At 72.0% G+C, this 24286-nt stretch carries 22 protein-coding genes; 13 read left to right on the top strand and 9 right to left on the bottom strand.

What is annotated here, in order from left to right; translation table 11 throughout:
- Positions 1-139 precede the first annotated feature (139 nt).
- On the top strand, positions 140-1600 hold the full coding sequence (locus ACWAUO_RS02765; protein ID WP_460772853.1) for a DUF4407 domain-containing protein: 1461 nt from the start codon (positions 140-142) through the stop codon (positions 1598-1600).
- Positions 1601-1643: 43 nt separating this feature from the next.
- On the opposite strand, the gene ACWAUO_RS02760 is transcribed toward ACWAUO_RS02765, so the two are convergent.
- Complete coding sequence (locus tag ACWAUO_RS02760; protein WP_460772851.1) at positions 1644-2111, bottom strand: GNAT family N-acetyltransferase; 468 nt, start codon at positions 2109-2111, stop codon at positions 1644-1646.
- Between the two features lie 93 nt (positions 2112-2204).
- Between ACWAUO_RS02760 and ACWAUO_RS02755 the strand changes: the two genes are divergently transcribed.
- From ACWAUO_RS02755 to ACWAUO_RS02700, 12 genes are all read left to right on the top strand, one after another.
- Positions 2205-2951, top strand: a complete 747-nt coding sequence (locus ACWAUO_RS02755; protein WP_460772849.1) for a sulfite exporter TauE/SafE family protein — start codon at positions 2205-2207, stop codon at positions 2949-2951.
- Positions 2952-2993: 42 nt separating this feature from the next.
- Positions 2994-4235: a dual-specificity RNA methyltransferase RlmN gene (rlmN, locus tag ACWAUO_RS02750; protein WP_460772847.1), complete on the top strand. Its 1242-nt coding sequence runs from the start codon at positions 2994-2996 to the stop codon at positions 4233-4235.
- Positions 4236-4559: 324 nt separating this feature from the next.
- A complete protein-coding gene (locus ACWAUO_RS02745; RefSeq protein WP_460772845.1) occupies positions 4560-5324 on the top strand; it encodes an SDR family NAD(P)-dependent oxidoreductase in 765 nt (254 codons plus the stop codon).
- A gap of 365 nt (positions 5325-5689) precedes the next feature.
- Positions 5690-7663, top strand: coding sequence for an ABC1 kinase family protein (locus ACWAUO_RS02740; protein WP_460772843.1), 1974 nt, complete (start codon positions 5690-5692; stop codon positions 7661-7663).
- 52 nt (positions 7664-7715) lie between these two features.
- On the top strand, positions 7716-8732 hold the full coding sequence (locus ACWAUO_RS02735; protein WP_460772842.1) for an aldo/keto reductase family protein: 1017 nt from the start codon (positions 7716-7718) through the stop codon (positions 8730-8732).
- Positions 8729-9199 (top strand): NUDIX domain-containing protein, encoded by a 471-nt coding sequence (locus ACWAUO_RS02730; RefSeq protein WP_460772840.1) that lies wholly within the window; start codon positions 8729-8731, stop codon positions 9197-9199. The genes ACWAUO_RS02735 and ACWAUO_RS02730 overlap by 4 nt, the downstream gene beginning before the upstream one ends.
- A complete protein-coding gene (locus ACWAUO_RS02725) occupies positions 9196-10047 on the top strand; it encodes a hypothetical protein (protein WP_460772838.1) in 852 nt (283 codons plus the stop codon). The genes ACWAUO_RS02730 and ACWAUO_RS02725 overlap by 4 nt, the downstream gene beginning before the upstream one ends.
- Before the next feature lie 149 nt (positions 10048-10196).
- Positions 10197-10853: a GntR family transcriptional regulator gene (locus tag ACWAUO_RS02720; RefSeq protein ID WP_460772837.1), complete on the top strand. Its 657-nt coding sequence runs from the start codon at positions 10197-10199 to the stop codon at positions 10851-10853.
- Complete coding sequence (locus tag ACWAUO_RS02715) at positions 10850-12376, top strand: MmgE/PrpD family protein (RefSeq protein ID WP_460772835.1); 1527 nt, start codon at positions 10850-10852, stop codon at positions 12374-12376. Before ACWAUO_RS02720 ends, ACWAUO_RS02715 begins: the two co-directional genes overlap by 4 nt.
- The gene (gene prpB, locus ACWAUO_RS02710) at positions 12376-13278 is read left to right on the top strand and encodes a methylisocitrate lyase (protein WP_460772833.1); all 903 of its coding nucleotides are present in this window, start codon (positions 12376-12378) and stop codon (positions 13276-13278) included. Before ACWAUO_RS02715 ends, prpB begins: the two co-directional genes overlap by 1 nt.
- A 2-nt stretch (positions 13279-13280) precedes the next feature.
- On the top strand, positions 13281-14453 hold the full coding sequence (locus ACWAUO_RS02705; RefSeq protein ID WP_460772831.1) for a bifunctional 2-methylcitrate synthase/citrate synthase: 1173 nt from the start codon (positions 13281-13283) through the stop codon (positions 14451-14453).
- Positions 14453-15232 (top strand): enoyl-CoA hydratase-related protein, encoded by a 780-nt coding sequence (locus ACWAUO_RS02700; protein WP_460772829.1) that lies wholly within the window; start codon positions 14453-14455, stop codon positions 15230-15232. Before ACWAUO_RS02705 ends, ACWAUO_RS02700 begins: the two co-directional genes overlap by 1 nt.
- 63 nt (positions 15233-15295) lie before the next feature.
- On the opposite strand, the gene ACWAUO_RS02695 is transcribed toward ACWAUO_RS02700, so the two are convergent.
- From ACWAUO_RS02695 to fadD5, 8 genes are read right to left on the bottom strand one after another with little or no spacing between them, the layout of a single operon-like run.
- Complete coding sequence (locus ACWAUO_RS02695) at positions 15296-16126, bottom strand: aldo/keto reductase (protein WP_460772828.1); 831 nt, start codon at positions 16124-16126, stop codon at positions 15296-15298.
- 47 nt (positions 16127-16173) lie between these two features.
- On the bottom strand, positions 16174-17223 hold the full coding sequence (locus ACWAUO_RS02690) for a branched-chain amino acid ABC transporter permease (RefSeq protein ID WP_460772826.1): 1050 nt from the start codon (positions 17221-17223) through the stop codon (positions 16174-16176).
- Positions 17220-18098 carry a branched-chain amino acid ABC transporter permease gene (locus ACWAUO_RS02685; RefSeq protein WP_460772825.1) on the bottom strand — a complete coding sequence of 293 codons (879 nt, stop codon included), beginning with the start codon at positions 18096-18098 and terminating at the stop codon, positions 17220-17222. Before ACWAUO_RS02685 ends, ACWAUO_RS02690 begins: the two co-directional genes overlap by 4 nt.
- Entirely contained in the window at positions 18099-18806 is a 708-nt protein-coding gene (locus ACWAUO_RS02680) for an ABC transporter ATP-binding protein (RefSeq protein ID WP_460772823.1), read from the bottom strand.
- A complete protein-coding gene (locus tag ACWAUO_RS02675; protein WP_460772822.1) occupies positions 18803-19567 on the bottom strand; it encodes an ABC transporter ATP-binding protein in 765 nt (254 codons plus the stop codon). Before ACWAUO_RS02675 ends, ACWAUO_RS02680 begins: the two co-directional genes overlap by 4 nt.
- 53 nt (positions 19568-19620) lie before the next feature.
- Positions 19621-20901 (bottom strand): ABC transporter substrate-binding protein, encoded by a 1281-nt coding sequence (locus tag ACWAUO_RS02670; RefSeq protein ID WP_460772820.1) that lies wholly within the window; start codon positions 20899-20901, stop codon positions 19621-19623.
- A gap of 52 nt (positions 20902-20953) precedes the next feature.
- Entirely contained in the window at positions 20954-22537 is a 1584-nt protein-coding gene (locus ACWAUO_RS02665; protein WP_460772819.1) for an alcohol dehydrogenase catalytic domain-containing protein, read from the bottom strand.
- 4 nt (positions 22538-22541) lie between these two features.
- Positions 22542-24113 carry a fatty-acid--CoA ligase FadD5 gene (fadD5, locus tag ACWAUO_RS02660; protein ID WP_460772817.1) on the bottom strand — a complete coding sequence of 524 codons (1572 nt, stop codon included), beginning with the start codon at positions 24111-24113 and terminating at the stop codon, positions 22542-22544.
- Positions 24114-24286 lie beyond the last annotated feature (173 nt).

The following is a 24286-nucleotide window of genomic DNA, read 5'->3' as shown; positions in this document are numbered from 1 at the left end:
GGCGGTGGGATGCGGTGCATGCACGGGGCGGGGGCGGCGGGATGCGGGACATGCACGGCGGCGGTCGGTGGTCCCGCTCACACCGCGGGCAGGGGCGTCGTCCACCGGGCGCACAGGTGCCCCGTCCTAGCCTTGAAGGATGTCGTTCTCCGTCCATCGCCCCGGCCGGTTCGGCGCCGACGGTCGATTCACCGTGGAGCAGCCGCAGGAAGAGGAGCCGCTGTACCTCAGCGACGTCCTCGACGAGACCGGGACCGACGGCCCCGAGTCCGGGCCCGTCGACGTCGCCGACCCCACCTCCGACGCGGACGCGCAGGCCGCCCCGGAGCCGGTCGACGAGCCGCAGCCCGAGCCCCGCACCCGCGCCGCGCGCACCCGCCGGCCGCGTCGCCGGATGCCGCTGTCACGCCGGCTCGCGATCCTCGGCGGCGCCGACGGCGAGGTGCTCGACGACGTGCCGGTGGAGACCTCCCGGTTCGTGCAGATGTTCTTCGTGCTCGTCGGCACCGCCCTGGTCTCTGCGATCTCCATGTTCTTCGCCCTCATCACGGGCGTGCGCGTCGCGGTCTGGATCGCGGTGCCCCTCGCCCTCGTGTGGGCGCTCATCATCTTCAACCTCGACCGGTTCCTCACCTCGACGATGCGCTCGACCCGGAACCTCTGGCGCCTCCTCGGACTGGCGTTCCCCCGCGTGATCATGGCGGCGCTCATCGGCATCGTCGTCGCCGAGCCGCTCGTACTGCAGATCTTCCAGAACGACATCGCGCGCGAGGTCACGACTGTGAACGTCGCACAGGCGCAGTCCGACCAGGAGGCCGTCGCGAACGGCCCCGAGAAGCAGGCGCTCGACGCCGCCGCCGAGCGCGTCACCGAGCTCGAGAACCAGGCGGCGACGGGCATCGTCGCCGGCACCTCCAGTACGTCCGCCGCATCCGCCGCCGCGCAGGCGAACATCGACCAGCTCACCGAACAGCTCGCCGCGCAGCAGGCCGTCATCGACCAGGCGCGGGCGGTCTACCAGTGCGAGCTCACCGGTGAGGGCGCGGGCACCGTCCCGGGCTGCACGGGTGTGCCCGGTCAGGGTGCCAGCCTCCAGGCCGCCCAGTCGCAGCTGACCCAGGCGCAGGCCACGTACGACGGCATCGCCGCCGAGCTGTCCACCGCGACCTCCGGCCTCGCCGCAGCGAACGCGGAGGGCACCGAGGCCGCGGCCGGTGCGGCCGAGCGCAACAAGGCGCAGGCGCAGGACCAGCTGCCCGCGGCCCGCGACCAGTACGACGCGGCGCTCGCGGCCTACAACGCCCGGGCGGCGACGGTCGCCGACACGAACGCCGGCGCCATGGGGATGCTGAGCCAGCTGGGTGCGCTCGCCCGGCTGTCGGAGCGCGAACCCGCCCTCGCGTGGGCGCACTGGCTCATCGCGGCGCTGTTCTTCATGATCGAGCTGCTGCCGGTGCTCGTGAAGGTGCTGACGAGCTGGGGCGACCCGTCGCTGTACGAGAAGGCCGACGCCATGCGGCGGCAGGTCGCGCTCGACCGGGTGAAGGCCCGCACGTGGCGCGAGCGGGCCTCGATCGTCACCGACGAGGCGACCGCCTGAGTCGGTCCAGGCGCGTGCGCGGCGGGTTCGGGCAACCCGGGCGTCAGCCCAGGCGCTTGCGCAGGAACACCTGGTCGCTGCCCTCGCCGGGCACCCGCTCGCTCTCGCGGTACCCCTCCCGTTCGTAGAGGCGGAGGTTCGCTTCGCTGAGCGACCCGGTGAAGAGCTCCGCCTCGGTGCAGCCGGCGTCGCGGCCGCGCTCCTCGAGCGCCGCGAGCAGCAGCGATCCGATGCCCTCGCCCTGCTGGTCGGGCGCGATCGCGATGCGGCCGATGAGGAGGAGCCCGCCGTCGGCCTTGGCCCGCGCCGCGCCGACGATGCGGTGACCGAGGACGGCGACGCAGCCGAGGTTGTCCTCGAGCTCGCCGCGCACCTCGTCCAGGGTCTGCGTGAACACCGGCATGTCCACGTCGCCGTAGATCTGCGCCTCGGAGACGAACGCCGCCCGTTGCAGGGTCAGCACCTCGCCGGCGTCCTCAGGCTCGATGGGGCGGATGCGCACGTCGTTCACGGGCAGCACGCTAGCGGCCCCCGGCGCACCGCGGCGGGGACTTGACGTGGCACGGAACCCCTACGGTGGGATGGTGCGAACCCCTTCCCGACGATGCCGGAGCTGACCGCGCTCGGCTGGGTGCTGCTCGCCCTCGCCGCCGTCGTCATCGGGCTGTCCAAGGCCGCGCTCCCCGGCGCGGGCACCGTCGCGGTGGCGCTGTTCGCCGCGGTCCTGCCGGCGAAGCAGTCCACCGGCACGATCCTGCTGCTGCTGATCGTGGGCGACGTGTTCGCGCTGTGGGCGTACCGGCGGGAGGCCGACGTGCGGACGCTCGTCCGCCTCATCCCGGCGGTGGCGGTCGGGATGCTGCTGGGGGTCGTGTTCCTCGCGTTCGCCGGCGACGACCTCGTCCGCCGGGCCATCGGCATCCTGCTGCTCGCCGTGGTCGGATTCACGCTGTGGCGCCGCAGGGCGAAGCCGGCCGCATCCGACGATCGTCCGCATCGGGTGGCGGGTGCAGTGTACGGCGGGCTCGGCGGGTTCACCACGATGGTCGCGAACGCGGCGGGGCCGGTCATGTCGATGTACTTCCTGTCGATGCGGTTCCCGGTGCTCGCGTTCCTCGGCACGAGCGCGTGGTTCTTCGCGGTGGTGAACGTGGCGAAGGTGCCGTTCCTCATCGGGCTCGGCATGATCACCGGGCCCGGACTGCTCATCGTCGCCGTGCTCACGCCCGTCGTGGTCGCCGCCGCGTTCGTCGGCCGGCGGATCGCCCGGCGGATCGACCAGACCCTATTCGAACGGCTCGTGATCCTGCTCACCGTGCTCGGTGCGGTGTACCTGCTGCTGCCGCTGTGAGCGCCCGGCATCCGTCCAGGCCGCTCGCGTACCCTTGAAGGCATGACCGACTCCTCGCCCGTGCGCACCACGAAACCCCGTCAGGTGCGCCCCCGGACCGAGGGGTGGTCGCAGGCGAAGGATGCCGAGGGGCGGCCGCTGCTGCAGTTCGCGAGCCCCAAGCGCGGCAAGCCGCCGGTGCACCTCGCCGACCTCACCCCCGAGGCGCGGGTCGAGAAGGTCAAGGAGCTGGGCCTGCCCGGCTTCCGCGCCGGCCAGCTCGAGAAGCACTTCTTCACGCACTACACGTCCGACCCGGCCGAGATGACCGACCTGCCCGCCGGCAGCCGCGACGAGCTCGTCGCCGGGATGCTGCCGCCGCTGCTCACCGAGGTGCGGCGCCTGGAGACCGACCGCGGCGACACGATCAAGTTCCTCTGGAAGCTGCACGACGGCGCCCTCGTCGAGTCGGTGCTCATGCGCTACCCCGGCCGCATCACGCTCTGCGTCTCGAGCCAGGCCGGATGCGGCATGAACTGCCCGTTCTGCGCGACCGGCCAGGCCGGGCTCACCCGCAACATGTCGGCGGCCGAGATCGTCGAGCAGGTCGTGCGCGCGAACCGGCTCATCCGCGACGGCGGCCTCGGCGACCCCCGCAAGGTCGGGCACCCCGACGAGCGGGTCACGAACATCGTCTTCATGGGCATGGGCGAGCCGCTCGCGAACTACGCGCGGGTCATGCACGCGGTGCGCGTGATGACCGACAAGAAGCACGGCCTCGGCATGAGCGCCCGCGGCATCACGGTGTCGACGGTCGGCCTGGTCCCGGCGATCCGCAAGCTCGCCGACGAGGACATCCCGGTCACGTTCGCGCTGTCGCTGCACGCGCCTGACGACCACCTGCGCGACGAGCTCATCCCGGTGAACTCGCGCTGGAAGGTCGACGAGGCGCTCGACGCCGCCCGCGCCTACTTCGACAAGACCGGTCGCCGCGTCTCGATCGAGTACGCGCTCATCAAGGACATGAACGACCACGCCTGGCGCGCCGACCTGCTCGCCGAGAAGCTGAACGCGCGCGGTCGCGGCTGGGTGCACGTGAACCCCATCCCGCTGAACCCGACGCCGGGCTCCGTGTGGACCTCGTCCGAGCCCGACGTGCAGAACGAGTTCGTCCGCCGGCTCAACGACGCCGGCATCCCGACGACCCTCCGCGACACCCGCGGCAAGGAGATCGACGGCGCCTGCGGCCAGCTCGTCGCCACCACCGAGGACGAGGCGGCCGCCGCGGCGACCGCCACCGCCTGACCCGTTCGCGGTCTGCCGTCCGTGGCCGTCCGGGTGCGGCGCCTCGCAGCCGTGGCGCGCCGCATCCCGGTGTGCCGCATCCCGGTGCCCCGCATCCCGGCGCCCCGCACCCCCGGTGTGCCGCGTCCCCGGTGCCCCGCATCCGAATCAGGTGTTTCGGCGGACGCAGGCCGAACCGGGGTGCGTACGGCCTGCGTCCGCCGAATCACCTGATCCGGTATCGGTTGTGCGCGTGATGCGCCAGGGGCTGGCCGGATGCCGCCGGGCGACGTGGACTCGGACCCGGTGCCCGCACCCGGCGGGCGCCCGGAGAGGAGTCATCCCATGACCGGACAGTTCAGCGGCAAGGTCGCGCTCGTCACCGGCGGCGCCTCGGGCATCGGCAAGGCCGTCGCCCTCGCGCTCGCCGAGGAGGGGGCGGACGTCGTCGTGGTGGACCTCCGCAAGGACGCCGCACAGGCCGTCGTGGACGAGGCCGAGGGCCGGGGCGCGAGCGGGCTCGCGATCGGCGCCGACGTCTCCGACCCCGCGTCGCTGAAGGATGCGGTCGCCGCCGCGGTCGACACGTTCGGCGGGCTGCACCTCGCGGTCAACAACGCCGGCATCGGCGGGCCGCAGGGGTTCCTCGGCGACTACGACGACAGCGACGGGTTCGCCGCGTACCGCACCCTCATGGGCGTCAACCTCGACTCGGTGTTCTACGGGATGCGGTACGAGATCCCGGCGGTCCTCGCGGCCGGCGGCGGCGCGATCGTCAACGTCTCGTCCATCCTCGGCCTCGTCGGCGAACCGACCGCGGCGCCGTACACGACGGCGAAGCACGGGGTCGCGGGCATGACGAAGGCCTCCGGTGCCGCCTACGCCGGGCAGGGCGTGCGGATCAACTCGGTGCATCCCGGCTACATCGAGACGCCGTTGCTCGACGCGATGCCGGCCGAGGCCAAGGCAGCGCTCGTCGAGAAGCACCCCGCCGGGCGACTCGGCACGGCCGAGGAGGTCGCCGACCTCGTGCTGTACCTGCTGAGCGACCGGGCGTCGTTCGTGAACGCGGCGCAGTTCACCGTCGACGGCGGGTACACCGCCGTCTGACCCGACCCGGCCGCCCCGGTCATCCCGCGTCCGGATCAGGTGATTCGGCGAGAACAGGCCGAATCGACGCGGGAACGGCCTGATTCAGCCGAATCACCTGATTCGGGCGAGCGGGATGCGGGGGCACCCCCGCGTGCGGCGCACCGCCCCCCCGCATCCGAATCAGGTGATTCGGCGAGGACAGGCCGAATCGGCGCGAGAACGGCCTGATTCAGCCGAATCACCTGATCCGGGCGAGCGGGATGCGGCGGGGCGGCGGCGACCCGCGCGGGTGGAGGGGATGCGGCGGGGCCGGCGTTTGCCCGGGCGGATGCCGCCGATAGCCTGGGCGGTGCGGTCGGGGAGACCGCGAAACGGGGGCGGTCGTGGACATCGGGATCTTCGTCTGGTCGGTGGCGGTCATCGCCGTGTTCTCGCTCGTCGCGGGCTGGAGCAGCCGCCGGCTGCTGGAGACCCCCGTGGGCTGGATCCGGTCGGTGCTCACTGCGGCCGTGGTGTTCCTGGCGCTGAGCCCGGTCGCGTCCTGGGCCCTGCAGCATGCCGGGGTCATGGAAGACGGCCGGCTGGTGGTCGACGAACCGCTCGCGATCGTCTTCCTCGCGCTCACCCTCGGCTGGATCTTCGCGATCGTCGTCATCGTCCTCGTGGCGCTCGAGGTGCTCTGGCCCACCCGTCCGGCGGTGAACCCGGTGACGATGATCCGCGACGCGTTCCGCCGCCGCGACCGCGCGCGCCGCTACGCGCAGATCGTGTCCATCGCGTCCCGCCACGGCCTCGTGGCCTACCGTCGGCGGCACAGCGGCGACGCCGACGAACTGCCCGCCGCGCTCGTGTCGGCCATCAACGACGCGGGCGTCACCTTCATCAAGATCGGCCAGGTGCTCTCCGCCCGCGACGACCTGCTGCCGCCTGAACTCATCCGCTCCCTCGCCACACTGCAGATGGAGACCGTGCCCATCCCGTGGCCCGAGGCGAAGGCCGCGATCGAGGCGCAGCTGGGCACCCCGATCGAGCGGGCGTTCGCCGAGATCGACGAGCGGCCGCTGGCCGCCGCATCCGTCGCCCAGGTGCACGCGGCGACCCTGCACACGGGGGAGCGGGTCGTCGTGAAGATCCAACGGCCGAGCGCCCGCGCCCAGGTGGCCACCGACCTCGACATCGTGGAGCGGCTCGCCCGCGACGCCGAGCGGCACACCGCCTGGGGGCGCGACTACGGCACGGTGGCGCTCGCCACCGAGTTCAGCCGGGCCCTGCGCGAGGAGCTCGACTACCGGGTCGAGGCGGCCAACACCGAGATGCTCCGCGGCGCTGCGGAACGTTCCGGCGGGCTCGCGCTGCGTGTGCCGAAGGTGTACCCGCAGTACACGACGGCGCAGATGCTCGTGCAGGAGCGCGCGGAGGGCGTGCCGTTCACGCGGGTGGATCCCGCATCCCTCGACCCGGACGAGGCGCGCCGCATCGCCGACGGCGTGCTCGACGCGGTGTTCGAGCAGATCGCGGTGCGAGGCGTCTTCCATGCCGACCTGCACCCCGGCAACCTCATGCTCGGCGACGACGGCTCGGTGACGCTCATCGACTTCGGCTCGGTCGGCGTGCTCGAGAAGAGCATGCGCCGGATGCTGCTGCCGCTGCTGGTCGCGATGGCCAACGAGGACGACGTCAGCGCCACCGACGTCGTGCTCATGCTCGTCGCGCCGCCGCAGGACGGCGTCATCGACCAGGCGTCGCTGCAGCACGACATCGGCGTCATCCTCACCCGCGTGCACAACACCCGGGTCGACGAGAACGTCTTCCGCGCACTCGTCGACGTCATGCGGCGGCACCGGCTCGCGCTGCCGCCGGCGCTGCTGCTCGTCTTCCGCACCCTCGCCTCGCTCGAAGGATCGCTGCGGCGGCTCGTCCCCGGCTACGACATGGTCGGCCGCGCCCTCGCCCGCTCGCCGCACTTCGCGCGTGAGATCGGGTCCGCGCAGTCGCTCGCGCTGTCCGCGCAGACGCACGCGGCGCTCTTCGCCGAACAGCTGCGGCGTCTGCCGCGCCGCATCGGCACCATCACACAGCAGCTGGAGGACGGGACGCTGCAGGTGCGGCTGCGCACGTTCGACGACCGGGGCGAGCGCTCCTGGGTCGAGACCCTGGTCGGACGCGTCACCACGACGCTCGTCGGGATCGCGCTCATCCTCGTCGCCGTGTTCCTCACGGTGACCGGCGGCGGCCCGCAGCTGACGCCGGAGGTGCCCGTCTTCGCGTTCCTCGGCGGCGTCGTCGGCCTCGGCGGGCTGCTGCTGCTCCTGCGGAGCCTGCGTGTCGCGTTCGTCCGCCGGCGCGACGGCCGCTGACCGTCCCCGCAAGCCCGGCCCGGGTGTCCACCGGCGCCGCTAGCGTTGGGGGATGGTCAACTATCGGTATCTCGGCAACAGCGGGTTCAAGGTCTCGGAGATCACCTACGGCAACTGGATCACCCACGCGTCGCAGGTCGGCAACGAGCAGGCGATCAAGACGGTCCACCGCGCGCTCGACCTCGGCATCACGAGCTTCGACACGGCCGACACGTACGCGAACACCGCCGCGGAGGAGGTGCTCGGCGAGGCGCTGAAGGGGCAGCGCCGCGAGTCGCTCGAGATCTTCACCAAGGTGTACTGGCCCATCGGCCCGATGGGACCGAACGACGCCGGACTCTCGCGCAAGCACATCTTCGACGGCATCAACGGGTCGCTCCGCCGCCTCGGCGTCGACTACGTCGACCTGTACCAGGCCCACCGCTACGACTACGAGACGCCGCTCGAGGAGACGATGCAGGCGTTCGCCGACATCGTCCGCCAGGGCAAGGCCCTCTACATCGGCGTGTCCGAGTGGACGGCGGAGCAGCTCCGCGCCGGTCACGCCCTCGCCACCGACCTCGGGTTCCAGCTCGTCTCCAACCAGCCGCAGTACTCGGCCCTGTGGCGCGTCATCGAGGGCAAGGTCGTCCCCACCAGCGAGGAGCTGGGCATCTCGCAGATCGTGTGGTCGCCGATGGCGCAGGGCGTGCTGTCGGGCAAGTACCTGCCCGGGCAGCCGCTGCCGGAGGGCTCCCGCGCCACCGACGAGAAGAGCGGCGCCGCGTTCATCAAGCGCCTGCTGCGCGACGAGGTGCTCGAGGCCGTGCAGAAGCTCAAGCCGGTCGCCGAGCAGGCGGGGCTCAGCCTGCCGCAGCTCGCGATCGCGTGGGTGCTGCAGAACCCCAACGTCTCCGCCGCGCTCGTCGGGGCGTCGCGTCCCGAGCAGCTCGACGACACCGTCAAGGCGTCCGGCCTCGTCCTCGACGCCGACACCATGGCGGCCATCGACGAGGCGCTCCTGCCGGTCGCGGTGACCGATCCGGAGAAGACGTACGAGGTGTCGCCGAAGACCCGCCCGAACGCATGATCCACAGCGCCGGCCTCCTCCTGTACCGGCTCGACGGCACCCGCCTCGAGCTGCTCATCGCCCACATGGGCGGGCCCTACTGGGCGAACAAGGAGGCCGGTGCGTGGTCCGTCCCCAAAGGGGAGTTCGACCCCGACACCGAATCGGCCCTGGAAGCGGCGACCCGCGAGTTCCGCGAGGAGCTCGGCATCGACCCGCCCGAGGGGCCCTTCGCGGAGCTCGGGACCTTCCCGTACTCCTCGGGCAAACGCGTCACGGTCTTCGTGGCCGACGGCGCCGCGCTCCCGCTCGAGCACGTCGCGTTCGGCGAGTTCGAGATGGAGTGGCCGCCCCGGTCGGGCAAGCGCGCCACGTTCCCGGAGGTCGACCGGGTCGAATGGACGACCCCGGATGCTGCGCGCGAACGCCTCGTGAAGGGGCAGCGCCCGGCGGTCGACGCCCTCGAACGGGCGCTCGCACAGGCATGACCGGCGCAACGCCCGACCTCGAGCGGTACCTCGCGGCCGTCGAGCACCGGCTCCGCTCCCGCCCCACCAGGACGGTCGAGCCGGAGGACGTCGAACTCGCCGTGTTCACCGTGCTGGACCGTGAGGCCCTCGCGCTCGACGCCTGGCATGCCGCCCGCGTGGTGGGGGACGCCGTGCGCCCGGCCGTCGCGCGGCTCCTCCGCGAACGGTTCGGGAACCGCAACCCGCTGCGCGGCTGGACCGTGCTGCTGTGCGTGCCGCAGCTGCTCGCCGCGGCGTTCGGCGCCGCGATCGCCCTCGGCGTCGCGCCGGCGCCGGGGTGGGTCGCCGCGCTGCTCCTCGCGCTCGCCGGCGGGTGCGACCTCGCCGCGCTCCTCGGGACGCGGTTCCGGCCGCGGCACCGGCTGACCTTCCGCAACGAGACGGCCGCGACGGTGCTCGTCGCGCTCGCCACCGCGGCGGGGGTCGCGGAGGGCGAGCCCGCCGTCGCGGTGTCCGGCGGCGTCGCGCTCGTCATCGCCGCCGCCTCGCTCATCGCGCTCGCGGTCTGCCGCCGGCGCGACCCAGAGGGGGCGAACGCCCTCAACGCGGCCCTGCCCACGGCGACGCTCGACGTCGCCCCGCAGGTGCGCGCGGGGGAGGCCCGCGTGCTGGCCGAGCTGGCGGCACGGCTGCCGGACGACGTCGCCGCGCTGGCCGTCCGCATCCGGACCGCCGCGCTCGCCCGCGAACGGGCGGCCGGCCGCGCCGTCGCCCCCGTCGACGAGTCGGCACCGGCGGGCGGCTTCATCGTGGCGCGACTCGCGCGCACGACGCTCCGGCCGCCGGCGGGCGAGGTCGCGGACTGAGCCACGGGTCTTGCCGCTGCCCAGCCTCTTCGAGGGCACGACCGGCTGACGCGCTGTATACGCTGAAGCGCGGGCGGCCGGGACAACTCGCCTCGCCGTCGGGTTTGTGTATACACTGACCGCGACGGGCGAGACACGAGGGGGCAAGGATGCGCGCCAGCGACCGGGCCTACCGCGCCCTGCTCGCCGAGATCCAATCCGGTGCGCTCGCGGCCGGGACGGTGCTCGGCGAGACCGAGCAGGCCGCGCGCCTCGGTGTCAGCCGCACCCCGCTCCGGGAGGCGATCGCACGGTTGGCGGCCGACGGCCTCGTGCAGCAGCAGTCCCCCCGCGTCACGGTCGTCGCCCCCATCGACGGCGACGACATCGTGGCCCTGTTCGAACTCCGACGCGCCCTCGAGGAGACGGCGGCGCGCCTCGCCGCCGGGCGCGGCGACCGCGCCGCCTTCGCCGAACTCGCGGCGGAGTTCGCCGCCGCATCCGTCGTCGGGGAACAGGCCCGTGAGGCCTACTACGGTCTCATCGCCAGGTTCGACGCGGAACTCGACCGCGCCGTCGCCAACGACTACCTCACCGGGGCGCTGCGCACCGTCCGCACCCACCTCGTGCGGGTGCGCCGACTCGCCCGCCACAAGCCCGAGCGGCTCGCCGCCTCGGTCGGCGAACATCGACTCATCGCCGCGGCCATCGCCGCGGGCGACGCAGACCTGGCGTCCCACGCCACGCACGTGCACCTGCACAACGCCCTGACGAGCATCCTGGACTCCCTGGATGCGTCGTCGGACACATCCGAAGGAGCAGCATGACCGTCACCCACCACCTCCGCGTCCACCGGAGCGAAGAGAACCTGGCCCGCGAGGACCAGCTCGCGTGGAAGATCGCGGAGGTCGCCGCCGACCCGGTCGACGTCGAGCCCGAGGTGGTCGACATGATCATCAACCGCGTCATCGACAACGCCTCCGTCGCCGCCGCATCCCTCACCCGGCGTCCGGTGAGCGCAGCCCGCCAGCAGGCGCTCGACCACCCCGTCTCGGTCTCCGGCGACGGCGCGACGGTCTTCGGCTGCGCCCTGGAGCGCCGCAGCAGCCCGGAATGGGCGGCGTGGGCGAACGGCGTCGCGGTCCGCGAACTCGACTACCACGACACGTTCCTCGCCGCCGAGTACTCCCACCCGGGCGACAACATCCCGCCGATCGTCGCGGTCGCGCAGCACGTCGGCGCAGACGGCGCCGCGCTCGTCCGCGGCATCGCCACCGGGTACGAGATCCAGATGGACCTCGTGCGCGCGATCTCGCTGCACAAGCACAAGATCGACCACGTCGCCCACCTCGGCCCGTCGGCCGCGGCCGGCATCGGCACGCTCCTCGGTCTCGACCCGGAGACCATCTACCAGGCCGTCGGGCAGGCGCTGCACACGACCACCGCCACCCGTCAGTCGCGCAAGGGCGAGATCTCCACCTGGAAGGCGCACGCCCCCGCCTTCGCCGGCAAGATGGCCGTCGAAGCGGTCGACCGCGCGATGCGCGGCGAGACCAGCCCGAGCCCCATCTACGAGGGCGAGGACGGCGTCGTCGCCTGGATGCTGGACGGCAAGGACACCTCGTACGACGTGCCGCTGCCCGCCCCCGGCGAGCCCAAGCGCGCGATCCTCGACTCCTACACGAAGGAGCACTCGGCCGAATACCAGGCCCAGGCGTGGATCGACCTGGCCCGGAAGCTCCACGGCGAGCACCCGGAACTCACCGACCCGGCGAACGTGACCTCGATCGTGCTGCACACCAGCCACCACACGCACTACGTGATCGGCTCCGGCGCGAACGACCCGCAGAAGTACGACCCGCAGGCCTCGCGCGAGACGCTCGACCACTCGATCCCGTACATCTTCGCGGTCGCGCTGCAGGACGGCACCTGGCACCACGTCGACTCGTACGCCCCCGAGCGCGCCGGCCGCGAGGACACCGTCGCGCTGTGGCAGAAGATCACCACCGCCGAGGACCCGGAGTGGACCCGCCGGTACCACTCCGAGGACCCGGACGAGAAGGCGTTCGGCGGTCGCGCGGAGATCACCCTCGCCGACGGCTCCACCCTGGTCGAGGAGATCGCCGTCGCGGACGCGCATCCGCTCGGGGCCCGGCCGTTCGCCCGCGAGGACTACATCCGCAAGTTCCGCATCCTGGCCGAGCCCGTGCTCACGGCGGAGGAGATCGAGCGGTTCCTCGCACTCGCCGAGCGCCTGCCCGAGCTCACCGCCGACGAGGTGCGGCAGCTCACGATCGTCGCGAAGCCCGGTGTGCTCGCCACCGCGCCCGCGCCGAAGGGGCTGTTCTGATGCTGTACAGCGGCACCCCGGCGCACGAGAAGCGCCGCCTGTTCCGTGAGCGGCTCGCCTCCGGTGAGCTGCTCCGGTTCCCCGGCGCGTTCAACCCGCTGTCGGCGCGGCTCATCGAGCGGAAGGGCTTCGAGGGCGTCTACATCTCCGGCGCCGTGCTCTCCGCCGACCTCGGGCTCCCCGACATCGGCCTCACGACGCTCAGCGAGGTCGCCGGGCGCGGTCAGCAGATCGCGCGGATGACCGAGCTGCCGGCCCTCATCGACGCCGACACCGGTTTCGGCGAGCCCATGAACGTCGCACGCACGGTGCAGACCCTCGAGGACGCCGGGATCGCCGGCATGCACATCGAGGACCAGGTGAACCCGAAGCGCTGCGGGCACCTGGACGGCAAGGCCGTCGTCGACCTCGGCACCGCGACCAAGCGCATCCGTGCCGCGGTCGACGCCCGCCGCGACGGGAACTTCCTCATCATGGCCCGCACCGACGTGCGCGCCGTGGAGGGGCTGGATGCGGCCGTCGACCGTGCCAAGGCGCTCGTCGACGCGGGGGCTGATGCGATCTTCCCCGAGGCCATGCGCACGCTCGACGAGTTCGCCGCGATCCGGGCGGCGGTGGACGTGCCGATCCTCGCCAACATGACCGAGTTCGGCAAGTCCGACCTGTTCACGGTCGACCAGCTCCGCGACGTGGGTGTGAACATCGTCATCTGGCCGGTGTCGCTGCTGCGCATCGCGATGGGCGCGGCCGGCCGGGCACTCGACACGCTCGTCGACGAGGGGCACCTCACCTCGAAGCTCGACGAGATGCAGCACCGCGCCGACCTGTACGACCTGGTGGACTACGAGCAGTACAACCACTTCGACACGAACGTCTTCAACTTCGAGATCACGAAGGAGTGAGCATGACCGACATCGACATCAAGAAGGGGCTCGCCGGCGTCACGGTGGACTACACCGCGATCAGCAAGGTGAACCCCGAGACGAACTCCCTGCTCTACCGCGGCTACCCGGTGCAGGAGCTCGCCGGCACCCAGTCGTTCGAATCGGTCGCGTACCTGCTGTGGCACGGCGAGCTGCCGCAGGCGCACGAGCTCAGCGAGTTCGAGACGTTCGAGCGCACCCACCGCGACCTCGACGACCACGTGAAGGCGGCGATCGACCTGCTGCCGCTCGACGCGCACCCGATGGACGTCGTCCGCACCGCCGTGTCGGTGCTCGGCGCGAGCGACCCGACGACGCCCGACAACTCGCCCGCATCCGACCTCGCCAAGGCGAAGCTGCTATTCGCGAAGATCCCGGCGATGGTCGCGTACGACCAGCGCCGCCGTCGCGGTGAGGAACTCGTGCCGCCGCGCGGCGACCTCGACTACTCGCGCAACTTCCTCTGGATGACCTTCGGCGAGGAGCCGAGCGACGTCGTCGCCGAGGCGTTCAACGTGTCGATGATCCTGTACGCCGAGCACTCCTTCAACGCGTCCACCTTCACCGCGCGCGTCATCACCTCCACCACCTCCGACCTGTACTCCGCGGTCGTCGGTGCGATCGGCGCGCTGAAGGGCGCCCTGCACGGCGGCGCGAACGAGGCCGTCATGCACATCTTCGACGAGATCGGCACCGCCGGGAACGTGAAGCCGTGGCTCGACGACGCACTCGCGAACAAGCGCAAGATCATGGGCTTCGGCCACCGCGTGTACAAGAAGGGCGACTCGCGCGTGCCGACCATGAAGGCGGCGCTCGACACCCTCATCGAGCACTACGACGCCCGCGACCTCGCCGCGCTGTACGACGCGCTCGAGGCGGACTTCGTCGGGCGCAAGGGCATCTACCCGAACCTGGACTACCCGTCCGGGCCGGCCTACCACCTCATCGGCTTCGACACCCTCACCTTCACGCCGCTGTTCGTCGCCGCGCGGGTGACCGGCTGGACCGCGCACATCCTGGAGCAGACCGCGTCGAACGCGCTCATCCGCCCGCTGTCGGCGTACAACGGACCCGACGAGCGGCACATCGAGGGGTACGTCGCGACCGAGGCCGAGCGCGAGGCGGCCGAGCGGCCCGCCGAGCAGGTCGGCTGATGGCGGCCACGTACGAGACCCTGCTCGTCGAGACCCGCGGCCGGGTCGGGTGGATCACCCTCGACCGGCCGGAGGCGCTGAACGCGCTGAACTCGACCCTCGCGACCGAGTTGGGCGCCGCCGCATCCGCGTTCGACGCCGACCCGGGCATCGGCTGCATCGTCATCACCGGCAGCGAGCGCGCGTTCGCCGCCGGTGCCGACATCAAGCAGATGGCCGACAAGGGTCAGCTCGACATGGCGTACGACAGCCCGCTCGCCGGCCTCGAACCGCTCGCGCGGCTGCGCACCCCCGTGGTCGCCGCCGTCGCCGGGTTCGCGCTCGGTGGCGGCTGCGAGCTGGCGATGATGTGCGACGTGATCCTCGCCGCCGACACCGCGAAGTTCGGCCAGCCCGAGATCAACCTCGGCGTCATCCCCGGGCTCGGCGGCACGCAGCGGCTCACCCGCGCCGTCGGCGCCTACAAGGCCGCCGAGCTCGTGCTGACCGGCCGGACCATGGGCGCCGAGGAGGCGGAGCGTGCGGGGCTCGTGTCGCGGGTGGTCCCCGCATCCGAGCTGCTCGACGAGGCGGCGAAGGTCGCCGAGACGATCGCCTCGAAGTCGCTGCCGGTGCTGTACGCCGCGAAGGAGGCCCTGCGGGTCGCGCAGGAGACGACACTCTCAGAGGGCCTCCGGTTCGAGTCGCAGGCCTTCGCCGGCCTGTTCGCGCTGGAGGACCAGAAGGAGGGGATGGCGGCGTTCCGCGAGAAGCGGGCACCCGAGTTCCGCCACCGCTGACGACCTCGCGTCCGCACACGACGAAGCGCCCGGGACGACGCCCCGGGCGCTTCGTCGTTCGGATCAGAACGTGGCGGTGTCCGGGTCGGCGCCGACGCGCTGTCCCCGGTCGATCGCGCTGATCGCGGCCATCTCGTCGTCGCTCAGCTCGAAGCCGAACACGTCGAAGTTCTGCGCCATGCGCTCCCTTGTCGACGACTTCGGGAAGACGATGATGCCCTCCTGCAGGTGCCAGCGGATGACGACCTGGGCCGACGAGACGCCGTGCGCCGCGGCGGCGGCGGTCACCGCGGGCTCGCCGAACAGGTCGTACTTGCCCTGGCCGAGCGGGCCCCACGCCTCCGTGCGGATGCCGAGCGGCTCCTGGAAGCCGCGCAGCTCGCGCTGGGCGAAGGCCGGATGCAGTTCGATCTGGTTGACCGCCGGCACGGTGCCGGTCTCGTCGAGGATGCGCTGCAGGTGCGGGCGGTGGAAGTTCGAGACGCCGATCGAGCGGGTCAGACCCTCCGCGCGGAGCTCCTCCATGACGGTGAACGTGTCGACGTACCGGTCGAGGTCGGGCCGGGGCCAGTGGATCAGGTAGAGGTCGACGTGGTCGAGGCCGAGCTTGCCGAGGCTCTCCTCCAGCGCGGGCCGGGAGGTCTCGGTGCCCTGCTCGGAGTTCCACAGCTTCGTGGTGACGAACAGCTCGTCGCGGGGGATGCCGGATGCGGCGATGGCGCGCCCGACGCCCTCCTCGTTGCCGTACACGGCCGCGGTGTCGATGTGGCGGTAGCCGACCTCGAGCGCCTCGCCGACGATGCGCTCGGTCTCGGCGGGGTCGACCTGGAAGACGCCGAAGCCGAGCTGGGGGATGGTGTTTCCATCGTTGAGTGTGATGAGGGGAACGGTCATCACACCAGCATCGCATCGATTCGATGCCCCGGGTGCGTCCGACGCCGTCAGCGACCCGGGAGGCGGCGGAGGAGGGGGCCGAGCACCGCGCGGATGAGCCCGACAAGCCCGAACGGGACGAAGAACGCGAACAGGATGAGCACGACCCCGTAGGTCGCGCCGGTCGCCGCGGGGCTGATCGACGAGGTGAACGCCGGCACGAACTGCACGAACAGTGCGCCCAGCACCGCCCCGGCGACCGTGGCGAGACCGCCGACGACGATGAGCGTGACGAAGGAGATCGACATGAGCAGGCCGAAGTTCTCCGGGCCGATGAATTCGAGCAGCATCGCGTAGAGCCCGCCCGCGACCCCCGCGTACGCCGCCGACGTCGCGAACAGGCGCGTCTTGGTCTGCCACGTGTCGACGCCGAGGGTCTCGGCGACGAGCTCGGCGTCGCGCACCGCCACGAACGAGCGTCCGAGCCGCCCACGGGCGAGGCGCCGGGTCACGACGACCGCGACGAGGGTCAGCACGAGGGCCAGGTAGTAGACCCACTGATCGTGCGCGAGGGGGAGCCAGGCCGGCGGGTCGCCGTCGATCCGGATGCCCTTGCTGCCACGGGTGAGCGGCTCGAAGATCCGGATCGCGGCCGGGGTCGCCATCGCCAGCGCGAGGGTCACGAGGCCCAGCTGCAGGCCCTTCAACCGCAGCGCCGGCAGGCCGATGAGATAGCCGACGACGAACGGGAGCACGGCCGCCAGCACAAGGGTGGCCGGATGCGGGAGCCCCGCCGCGCCCCCGACGGCGACGCTGTACGCGCCGAGCGCGAAGAACGCGGAGTGGCCGAGGGAGACCTGCCCGCCGTACCCGACGAGGAGGTTGAGCCCGAGACCGACGATCGTCCAGATCATCACGAGCGTGATGTTCATGTTGATGTAGCTGGGGTTCCCGAGCGGGATCACGACGAGCACGGCGAGCAGCGCGATCGTCGCGGTCACGGTGAGCCAGCGCGGCGCCCGCAGCGGCGGCCGGGGACGGCGCAGCCACTCGGACACCGAGCTGCGCGTCCGGTTCGCGGCCATGAGGGAGCGGATGGGCGAGGTGACCTGGGTCATGCGCGCACGACCTCCTTCCGGCCGAACAGGCCCTGCGGTCTCGCGAGGAGGACGACGATGATGATGAGCAGGGCGACGAGCATCTTGATCTCCGATCCGACCTCGGGGATGTACGCACCGGCGAGGTTCTCGACGACCCCGACGATGATCCCGCCCACGAGCGCCCCGAGGGGCGAGCCCAGCCCGCCGAGCGTCGCGGCGGCGAAGGCGTAGATGAGGACGGGCGCCATCATCCCCGGATGCAGGAACAGCTCCGGTGCGACGAGGGTGCCGGCGAGGGCGCCGACCGCGCCGGCGATCGCCCACCCGACGGTCATGGTGCGACCGGTGGAGATGCCGCTGAGCTCGGCGGACTCGGGCGCGGAGATCGCGGCGCGCATCTTCAGGCCGACGCGGGTGAGGTTCAGGAGTGCGGCCAGCAGGAGCGACACCACGAGCACCGTGGCGACGATGCCGAGGTCCTGACGGGAGAGTGCGATCCCGCCCCACGTCATCGACCCCGACCCGAACAGGGCGGGCATCTCGCGGGTCTGGTAGCCCCAGATCCAGCCGATGACGGCGCCGAGCGCGATCATGAGCCCGAGGCTGACGATGAGCAGCGCCAGGTGCTGGTGCCGGCGCACGAGGGGGCGGAACATGACGCGTTCGATGCCGGCCGACAGCAGCGCCGAGACCGCCATGGACACCAGCAGCGCGATCCAGATCGGCACGCCCCAGACGGTCAGCTGCCAGGACAGGTACGCGCCGAGGAGCGCCAGCTCGCCCTGCGCGAAGTTCAGCGTCCGTGATGCCCGGAACACGAGCACGATGGCGAGCGCCAGCGCGCCGTAGACGGCGCCGGTGGCGATGCCGTCGATGAGTTGCTGCAGGAACATTCAGACCCCCAGGTAGGCGCGCCGCACCTCGTCGTCGTCGCGGAGCTGCGCGGCGGTGCCGCGGAGCGTGATCCGCCCGTTCTCCATCACGAGCGCGTCCTCGGCGATGTCCAGCGCGAGTTGCGCGTTCTGCTCGACCACGAGCAGTGTCGTGCCGCGTTCGCGGCCGATCCCGTCGAGGGTCGCGAACAGCTCGGCGGTGATCTTCGGCGCGAGGCCGAGGGAGGGTTCGTCGAGCAGCACGACGCGCGGCGCCGACATGAACGCGCGCGCGATCGCGAGCAGCTGCTGCTCCCCGCCGCTGAGGCCCGACGCGGGACGGTTCGCGCGCTCGGCGAGCCGCGGGAACCGCTCGAGCCACACGGTCGCCTCCTCGGCGACGGTCCGGCGCGGGCGCATCGTGCCCCCGGCGAGCAGGTTCTCCCGCACCGTGAGGTCGCCGAAGGTGCCTCGGCCCTGCGGCACGTGTGCGATGCCGGCGGCGGCGATCCGATGGGGCGGCGTCCCGGTGATCTCGGTGCCGTCGAGCCGGATGCTGCCGGTGACCCGGCACATGCCCGAGAGGGTGCGCAGGGTCGTGGTCTTGCCGGCGCCGTTCGCGCCCAGGATGACGAGCCGCCCGCCCTCGGGGATCTCGAACGCGACGTCCCGGAGCACGGTGACCGGGCCGTAGCCGGCCTCGGCGATCTCGACGGACAGCATGCTCATGCGGCACTCCCCAGGTAGGCGGCGACGACCTCGGGGTCGCGGGCGACCGTCTGCGGGTCGCCCTCGGCGATGAGCCGGCCGAAGTTCAGCACGCACACGCGGTCGCACACGCTCATGACGAGCCCCATGTGGTGCTCGACGAGCAGGATCGCGGTGCCCCGCTCGGCGGCGAGACGGCGGAGCGTGGTGCCGAGCTCGAGCACCTCGGCGTGGATGAGGCCGTTCGCCGGTTCGTCGATGAGGAGCAGGCGCGGCTCGCTCAGCAGCGCGCGGGCGAGCTCGACCCGCTTGAGCGTGCCGAACGGCAGCGACCCGACGGTGCGGTCCGCGACCGCGGTGAGACCGAGTTCGGCCAGCAGCACGTCGGCGCGGTCGCGCATCGCCCGCTCGGTCGCGGCGATCGACGGGAGCGCGAGGGCGTGCGCCCACCATCCGCCGCTCGTCGAGTGGTAGGCGCCGGCCAGCACGTTCTCCCGCACGGTCTGCGAGGCGAGCAGTCCGAGGTTCTGGAACGTCCGCCCCACGCCGAGTCCGGTGATGCGGTGCCGCGGCAGTCGGGTCACCTCCGTGCCGGCGATGCGGATGCTGCCGGACTGCGGGCGGTACAGCCCGCTGATGCAGTTGAACAGGCTGGTCTTGCCGGCACCGTTCGGGCCGATGAGCCCGACCACCTCGCCGTCGGCGACGGTGAAGCCCGGCCCGTCCAGCGCCTGCAGTCCGCCGAACGACAGGCGGACGTCGACCACGTCGAGCAACGCCATGCTGGATCCCTTCGGAAGGGCGGGGGCCCGGCCGGGACCGGACCCCCGCGGTGTCAGTCGCCGACCGTGTAGGTCGCGTCGGTCAGATCCCAGGTCTCGCCGTTGAACTCCTGAATGCCCAGGGTGCGGTAGACGTACGGGTAGTCCGGCGTCGTGGTGATCGGCAGCGGCGACAGGTCGAGCTCGACGTCCGTCAGGTTCCGGGCGGACTCGAGCAGGTCGGCGCGGGTGCAGCCGTCCATGTTCACGAGCGCCGCCTCCAGCAGCTGCGCGGTCGAGTACCCGACGCCCGAGGGGGCGAACAGCGCGTTGATCTCGTCCGGGTGCTTCGCAGTGAACTCGGTCCACGCGTCGAAGCCGGCGTCGCCCGCCTGCGACAGGTCGGTGACATCCTTCGTGTACGCGATGGAGATCGCGCCGTCGGCGGCGCCGGGACCGGCGGGCTTGAGGAACACGTTCGCGTCGGACACGGTCGTGCTGAGCACCGTCTGCGCGTCCCAGCCGAGCTCGGCCTTCTTCTTCAGCGACTGGGTCGAGAACGCGCCGGTCGTCCAGTTCAGGAACAGATCGGCGCCGGATGCGGCCAGCGCACTGATCTGCGAATCGACCGACGCCGCGGTCTGCTCGAACGACTCCGTCGCGATGATCTCGACGTCGCTGCCGGCGAACTCGGCCTCGAAGGCGGCCTTCACCGACTCGCCGAAGTCGTCGTTCTGGTAGATCAGCGCCGCCTTCGCGCCGGGGAAGTTCTCCTTGATGTACGACGCGAGCGCCTTCACCTCGAAGCCGTACTGCGGCAGGTACGCGGTGACCCAGTCGTTCCCGGACTCGAAGATCTCCTCGACGGCGTCGGCGCCGGTGCCGGTGAACAGGTTCGGAACCCCCTCTTCGAGCACGTAGTCGGCGGTGGCGATCGCAGCCCCGGTACCGAGCACGCCGGCGAGCGCGAACACGCCGTCCTGCTCGACGAGGGTGCGCACGTTGGTCGCCGCCTTGGCCGGGTCGTAGCCGTCGTCGAGGTAGATGATCTCGACGTCGCGCTGCACGCCGTCGGCGAACTCCAGTCCGCCGGCGGCGTTGATGTCGTCGAAGTACAGCTTCATGACCTCCGAGATGGCGCCGTAGGCGGCGGCCGGGCCGGAGAGCGCCATGCTGTTGCCGATCTTCACCTCGGTGTCGGTGAAGCCGGGGTCGCACACGGCGGCGTCGGCCTCAGCGGACGGGTCGGCGGCCGCCTCACGGCCGGCGCAGCCGCTGAGCGCCAGCGCGGCCAGGGCGATCCCGGCGACGGCGGTGCCGCCGATCCGGGCGTTTCGGGTACGCGGAACGAGCATCATTCCTCCTCGAATGACGGTGACGGGTTGCAGGTGGTGCGATGGTGCGCGGTCAGGTGGTGCGAGGGTGGTGCGGGTCGTCGACCGTGACCGGGCGGTCGACGACCTTCTCGAGGACGAAGTGGTAGAGCGAGCCGTCGGGCCCCTCCGCACCACGTCCGGTCATCACGCCGAGCACCTGCGTCGGCGAGAGTCTGGTGAAGCAGTCGATGATCGGGCGCCGGTCGTAGACCATGGCGGCCGTGGCGACGCCCCGGTGCACGACGGTGCGGAGCGTCGCGCCGCCGCGGGCGGCCGCGACGTCGGCGATGAGCGCGCCGTCGCGCTCGCACACCAGGGGCACCACGTCGTCGGGGCCCCGGAAGAGCTTGCCGAACCACGACGACTCCGTGAGCAGCCGGTGCGTGGGATGCTCGGGGCTGAGCCCGTGCCCCCGCCACAGGCCGCGCAGCGCCTCCGGGTCGACCGGCGGCAGCGAGCGCCAGAGCGCCGCGAGGTCGTCCTGTCCGAGCGCGGTCTCGGCCAGGAGCGCGTCGAGCCCCGCCGCGGGCGCGGCCCGCGGCGCGGGCCGCGGCGCCATCTGCAGCACGGCCTTCACGACGCGGCCGGCACGGGCATCCTCGACGGCGTCGGCGATCGCGTCGAACGGGTACGTCGTGATGAGGCGTTCGACCGGCAGCCGGCCGGTCCGCCAGAGCGCGGCGAGCAGCGGGATGTCGCGGGTGATGTCGGCGTCGCCTTCGATGACCCCGGTGACCGTGCGGCCCCACAGCAGCCGGGTCTGCGACAGGTCGACGCGGTTGGCGCCCGGGTGCAGGGCCACGGTGGCGCACACCCCGAGCGGGGCGAGGGCCGCGAGCGCGGTGTCGAGCGCGGCCTGCGAGCCGACGGTGTCGATCACCGCGGAGGCGTCGAGCGTCCGCGCCGGCAGTTCGGCCGGGGCGTACGCCTCCGTGGCGCCGAGGCCGAGCGCGAGCAGGCGCCGCTCGGCGGACGGCTCGCTCACGACGATGCGGGCCGTGCCGCGGTGCGCGGCGGCCATGACCGCGGCGAGCCCGGTCGTGCCGGCCCCGAGCACGAGCAGCGTGTCGCCCGGTCCCGGGCGCAGCACGTTCAGCACCGTGCCGGCCCCGGTGAGCACACCGCATCCGAACGTCGCCGCCACCTCCCACGGCACGTCGTCGTCGATGCGGACGGCGTTGCGCTCGCGCACCACGACGTGCGTCGACCACGACGACTGCGCCATCCAGCCGGTCGTCACCGCGTCCTCCCCGGCGGTCGCGTCCGTGGGCGCGTCGTAGTTCAGCGGTGCGAAGCGGGCGCAGGATGCGGGGTGGCCGCGCCGGCAGGCGTCGCACTCGCCGCACGAGTCGAAGCTCAGCACCACCCGGTCGCCCTCCCGCAGCCGGGAGACGCCGGGTCCGACCGCGGTGACCACGCCCGCGCCCTCGTGCCCGAACACCGCCGGGAAGCGGTCGCCCGCGCCGCCGGCCATGCCGAACAGGTCGGTGGGGCACACCCCGGAGGCGGCGACGGCGACGAGCACCTCGCCCGCCCCCGGGGCGCGCACGGTCACGTCCGTGAGCGCGACGGATCCGCCGCGCTCACGGACGAGCGCGGCCACAGCGGCGGTCATGCCCCTACGCCGGCGACAGCTCGCGGTCCGCTGCGCGCAACGCGACCTTGTTGACCTTGCCGCCGGCGTTGCGGGGCAGGGCGGGCACGATCACGAGGTCCTTGGGCTGCTTGAACCTCGCGAGCTTGTCCGACAGCCACTCCTGCAGCTGCTCGATCGTGAGCTCCTGCTCGGGGCGCAGCGCCGCCGCGGCCACGGGGACCTCGCCCCAGCGTTCGTCCGACCGGCCGTACACGGCGACCTCGAGGAACGCGGGGTGGGCCGCCAGCACGTTCTCCACCTCGGCGCAGTACACGTTCTCGCCGCCGGAGATGATCATGTCCTTCTTGCGGTCGACGACCCAGACGAACCCCTCCTCGTCCTGCCGGACGAGGTCGCCGGAGTGGAACCAGCCGCCGGCGAAGGCCTCGGCCGTCTCCTGAGGCTTGCGCCAGTACCCCTTCATGAGGTTCGGCCCCCGGTAGATGATCTCGCCGACCTGCCCCTGCGGCACGTCGCGCATGTCGTCGTCGACCACCCGGTACTGCACCGTGGGGATCGGGCGACCCACGGAGCCGAGCTTGCGCAGCGAGTCCTCGCCGCTGAGCGCGCAGGTGATGGGCGACATCTCGGTCTGCCCGAACACGGCCACGTTGGTCGCCTTGGGGAAGCAGTCGCTCATCTGGCGCAGCAGCGTCTCGGAGGCCGGCGCGGCGCCCCAGCTGATGATCCGGAGGTGCAGGTCGCGCTCGGGGATGGAGGGATCCGCGCAGATCGCCTGCCACTGCTGCGGCACGTTGAACACGATGGTCGCCTTCTCCCGCTCCCAGGCGTCCAGAAGCTCGCTCGGGTTGAACGCGCCGAGCGGGTGGATGACGGTCGGGATGCCGAGAACGAAGTTCGGCGAGATCGAGCCGAGCCCGGCGATGTGGAACAGCGGCGCGGTCATGAACGAGATGTCGCTCTCGTCGAACGTCTGGTTCACCCGCACCAGGGTGAGCGCCTGCGCGAAGAGGTTGCCGTGATCGAGCATGGCGCCCTTCGGGCGGCCGGTCGTCCCCGAGGTGTACATGATGAGGCAGGTGGTGTCCTCGGGCACGTCCGGGAAATCCGCCGCCCCGACCGGCTCGGCGATGAGGTCGGCGTACGACTCCTGCCCCTCGGCCGCCTCGCCGATGACGATGACGCGCCGGATGCGGTCGGTGATCTGCGCCACCGCGCCGACGAGCGGGGCGAGCGCCTGCTCGACGACGAGCACGTCGGCATCCGCGTCGTCGACGATGTAGGCGATCTCCGGCGGGGTGAGCCGGACGTTGATCGGCACGGCCATGGCGCCGAGGCGGTTGATGCCGAAGACGGCCTCGACGACCTCGGGGCGGTTCAGGGTCAGCAGCAGCACCCGGTCGCCGAATCCGACGCCGCGCCGCTGCAGGGCGGCGGCGAACGCGTCCATGTGCTCGGCAGTCTCGCGCCAGGTGGTCACCTGGCCGAGGAACTTGAAGGCGGTGGCGTCGGGCTTCATCTCGGCGTGCGTGGCCACCTGGTTCATCCAGTGGTTGCGGCGGACGGACGCGGGGATCGACGGGAACTCGGTCATCTGTCACCTCGGCGTGTTCTCCCCGGCGCACCGTCGCGCCGGGTGATGTGGTGACGAGTATGGCACCGGGAAGGCGTGCTTGTCACGCTTTTTGTTAACGGCAATTCACCTTCCGGCCACGGATGCGTCCACGCCGCGCCGCCGGATGCGCCCACGCCGCGCCGCGCCCCTCG

The sequence above is a fragment of the Microbacterium sp. GXF7504 genome (genome assembly GCF_054798235.1).
Note: the sequence above shows the minus strand (reverse complement) of the source record. Positions and strands in the feature narration are given on the sequence as shown.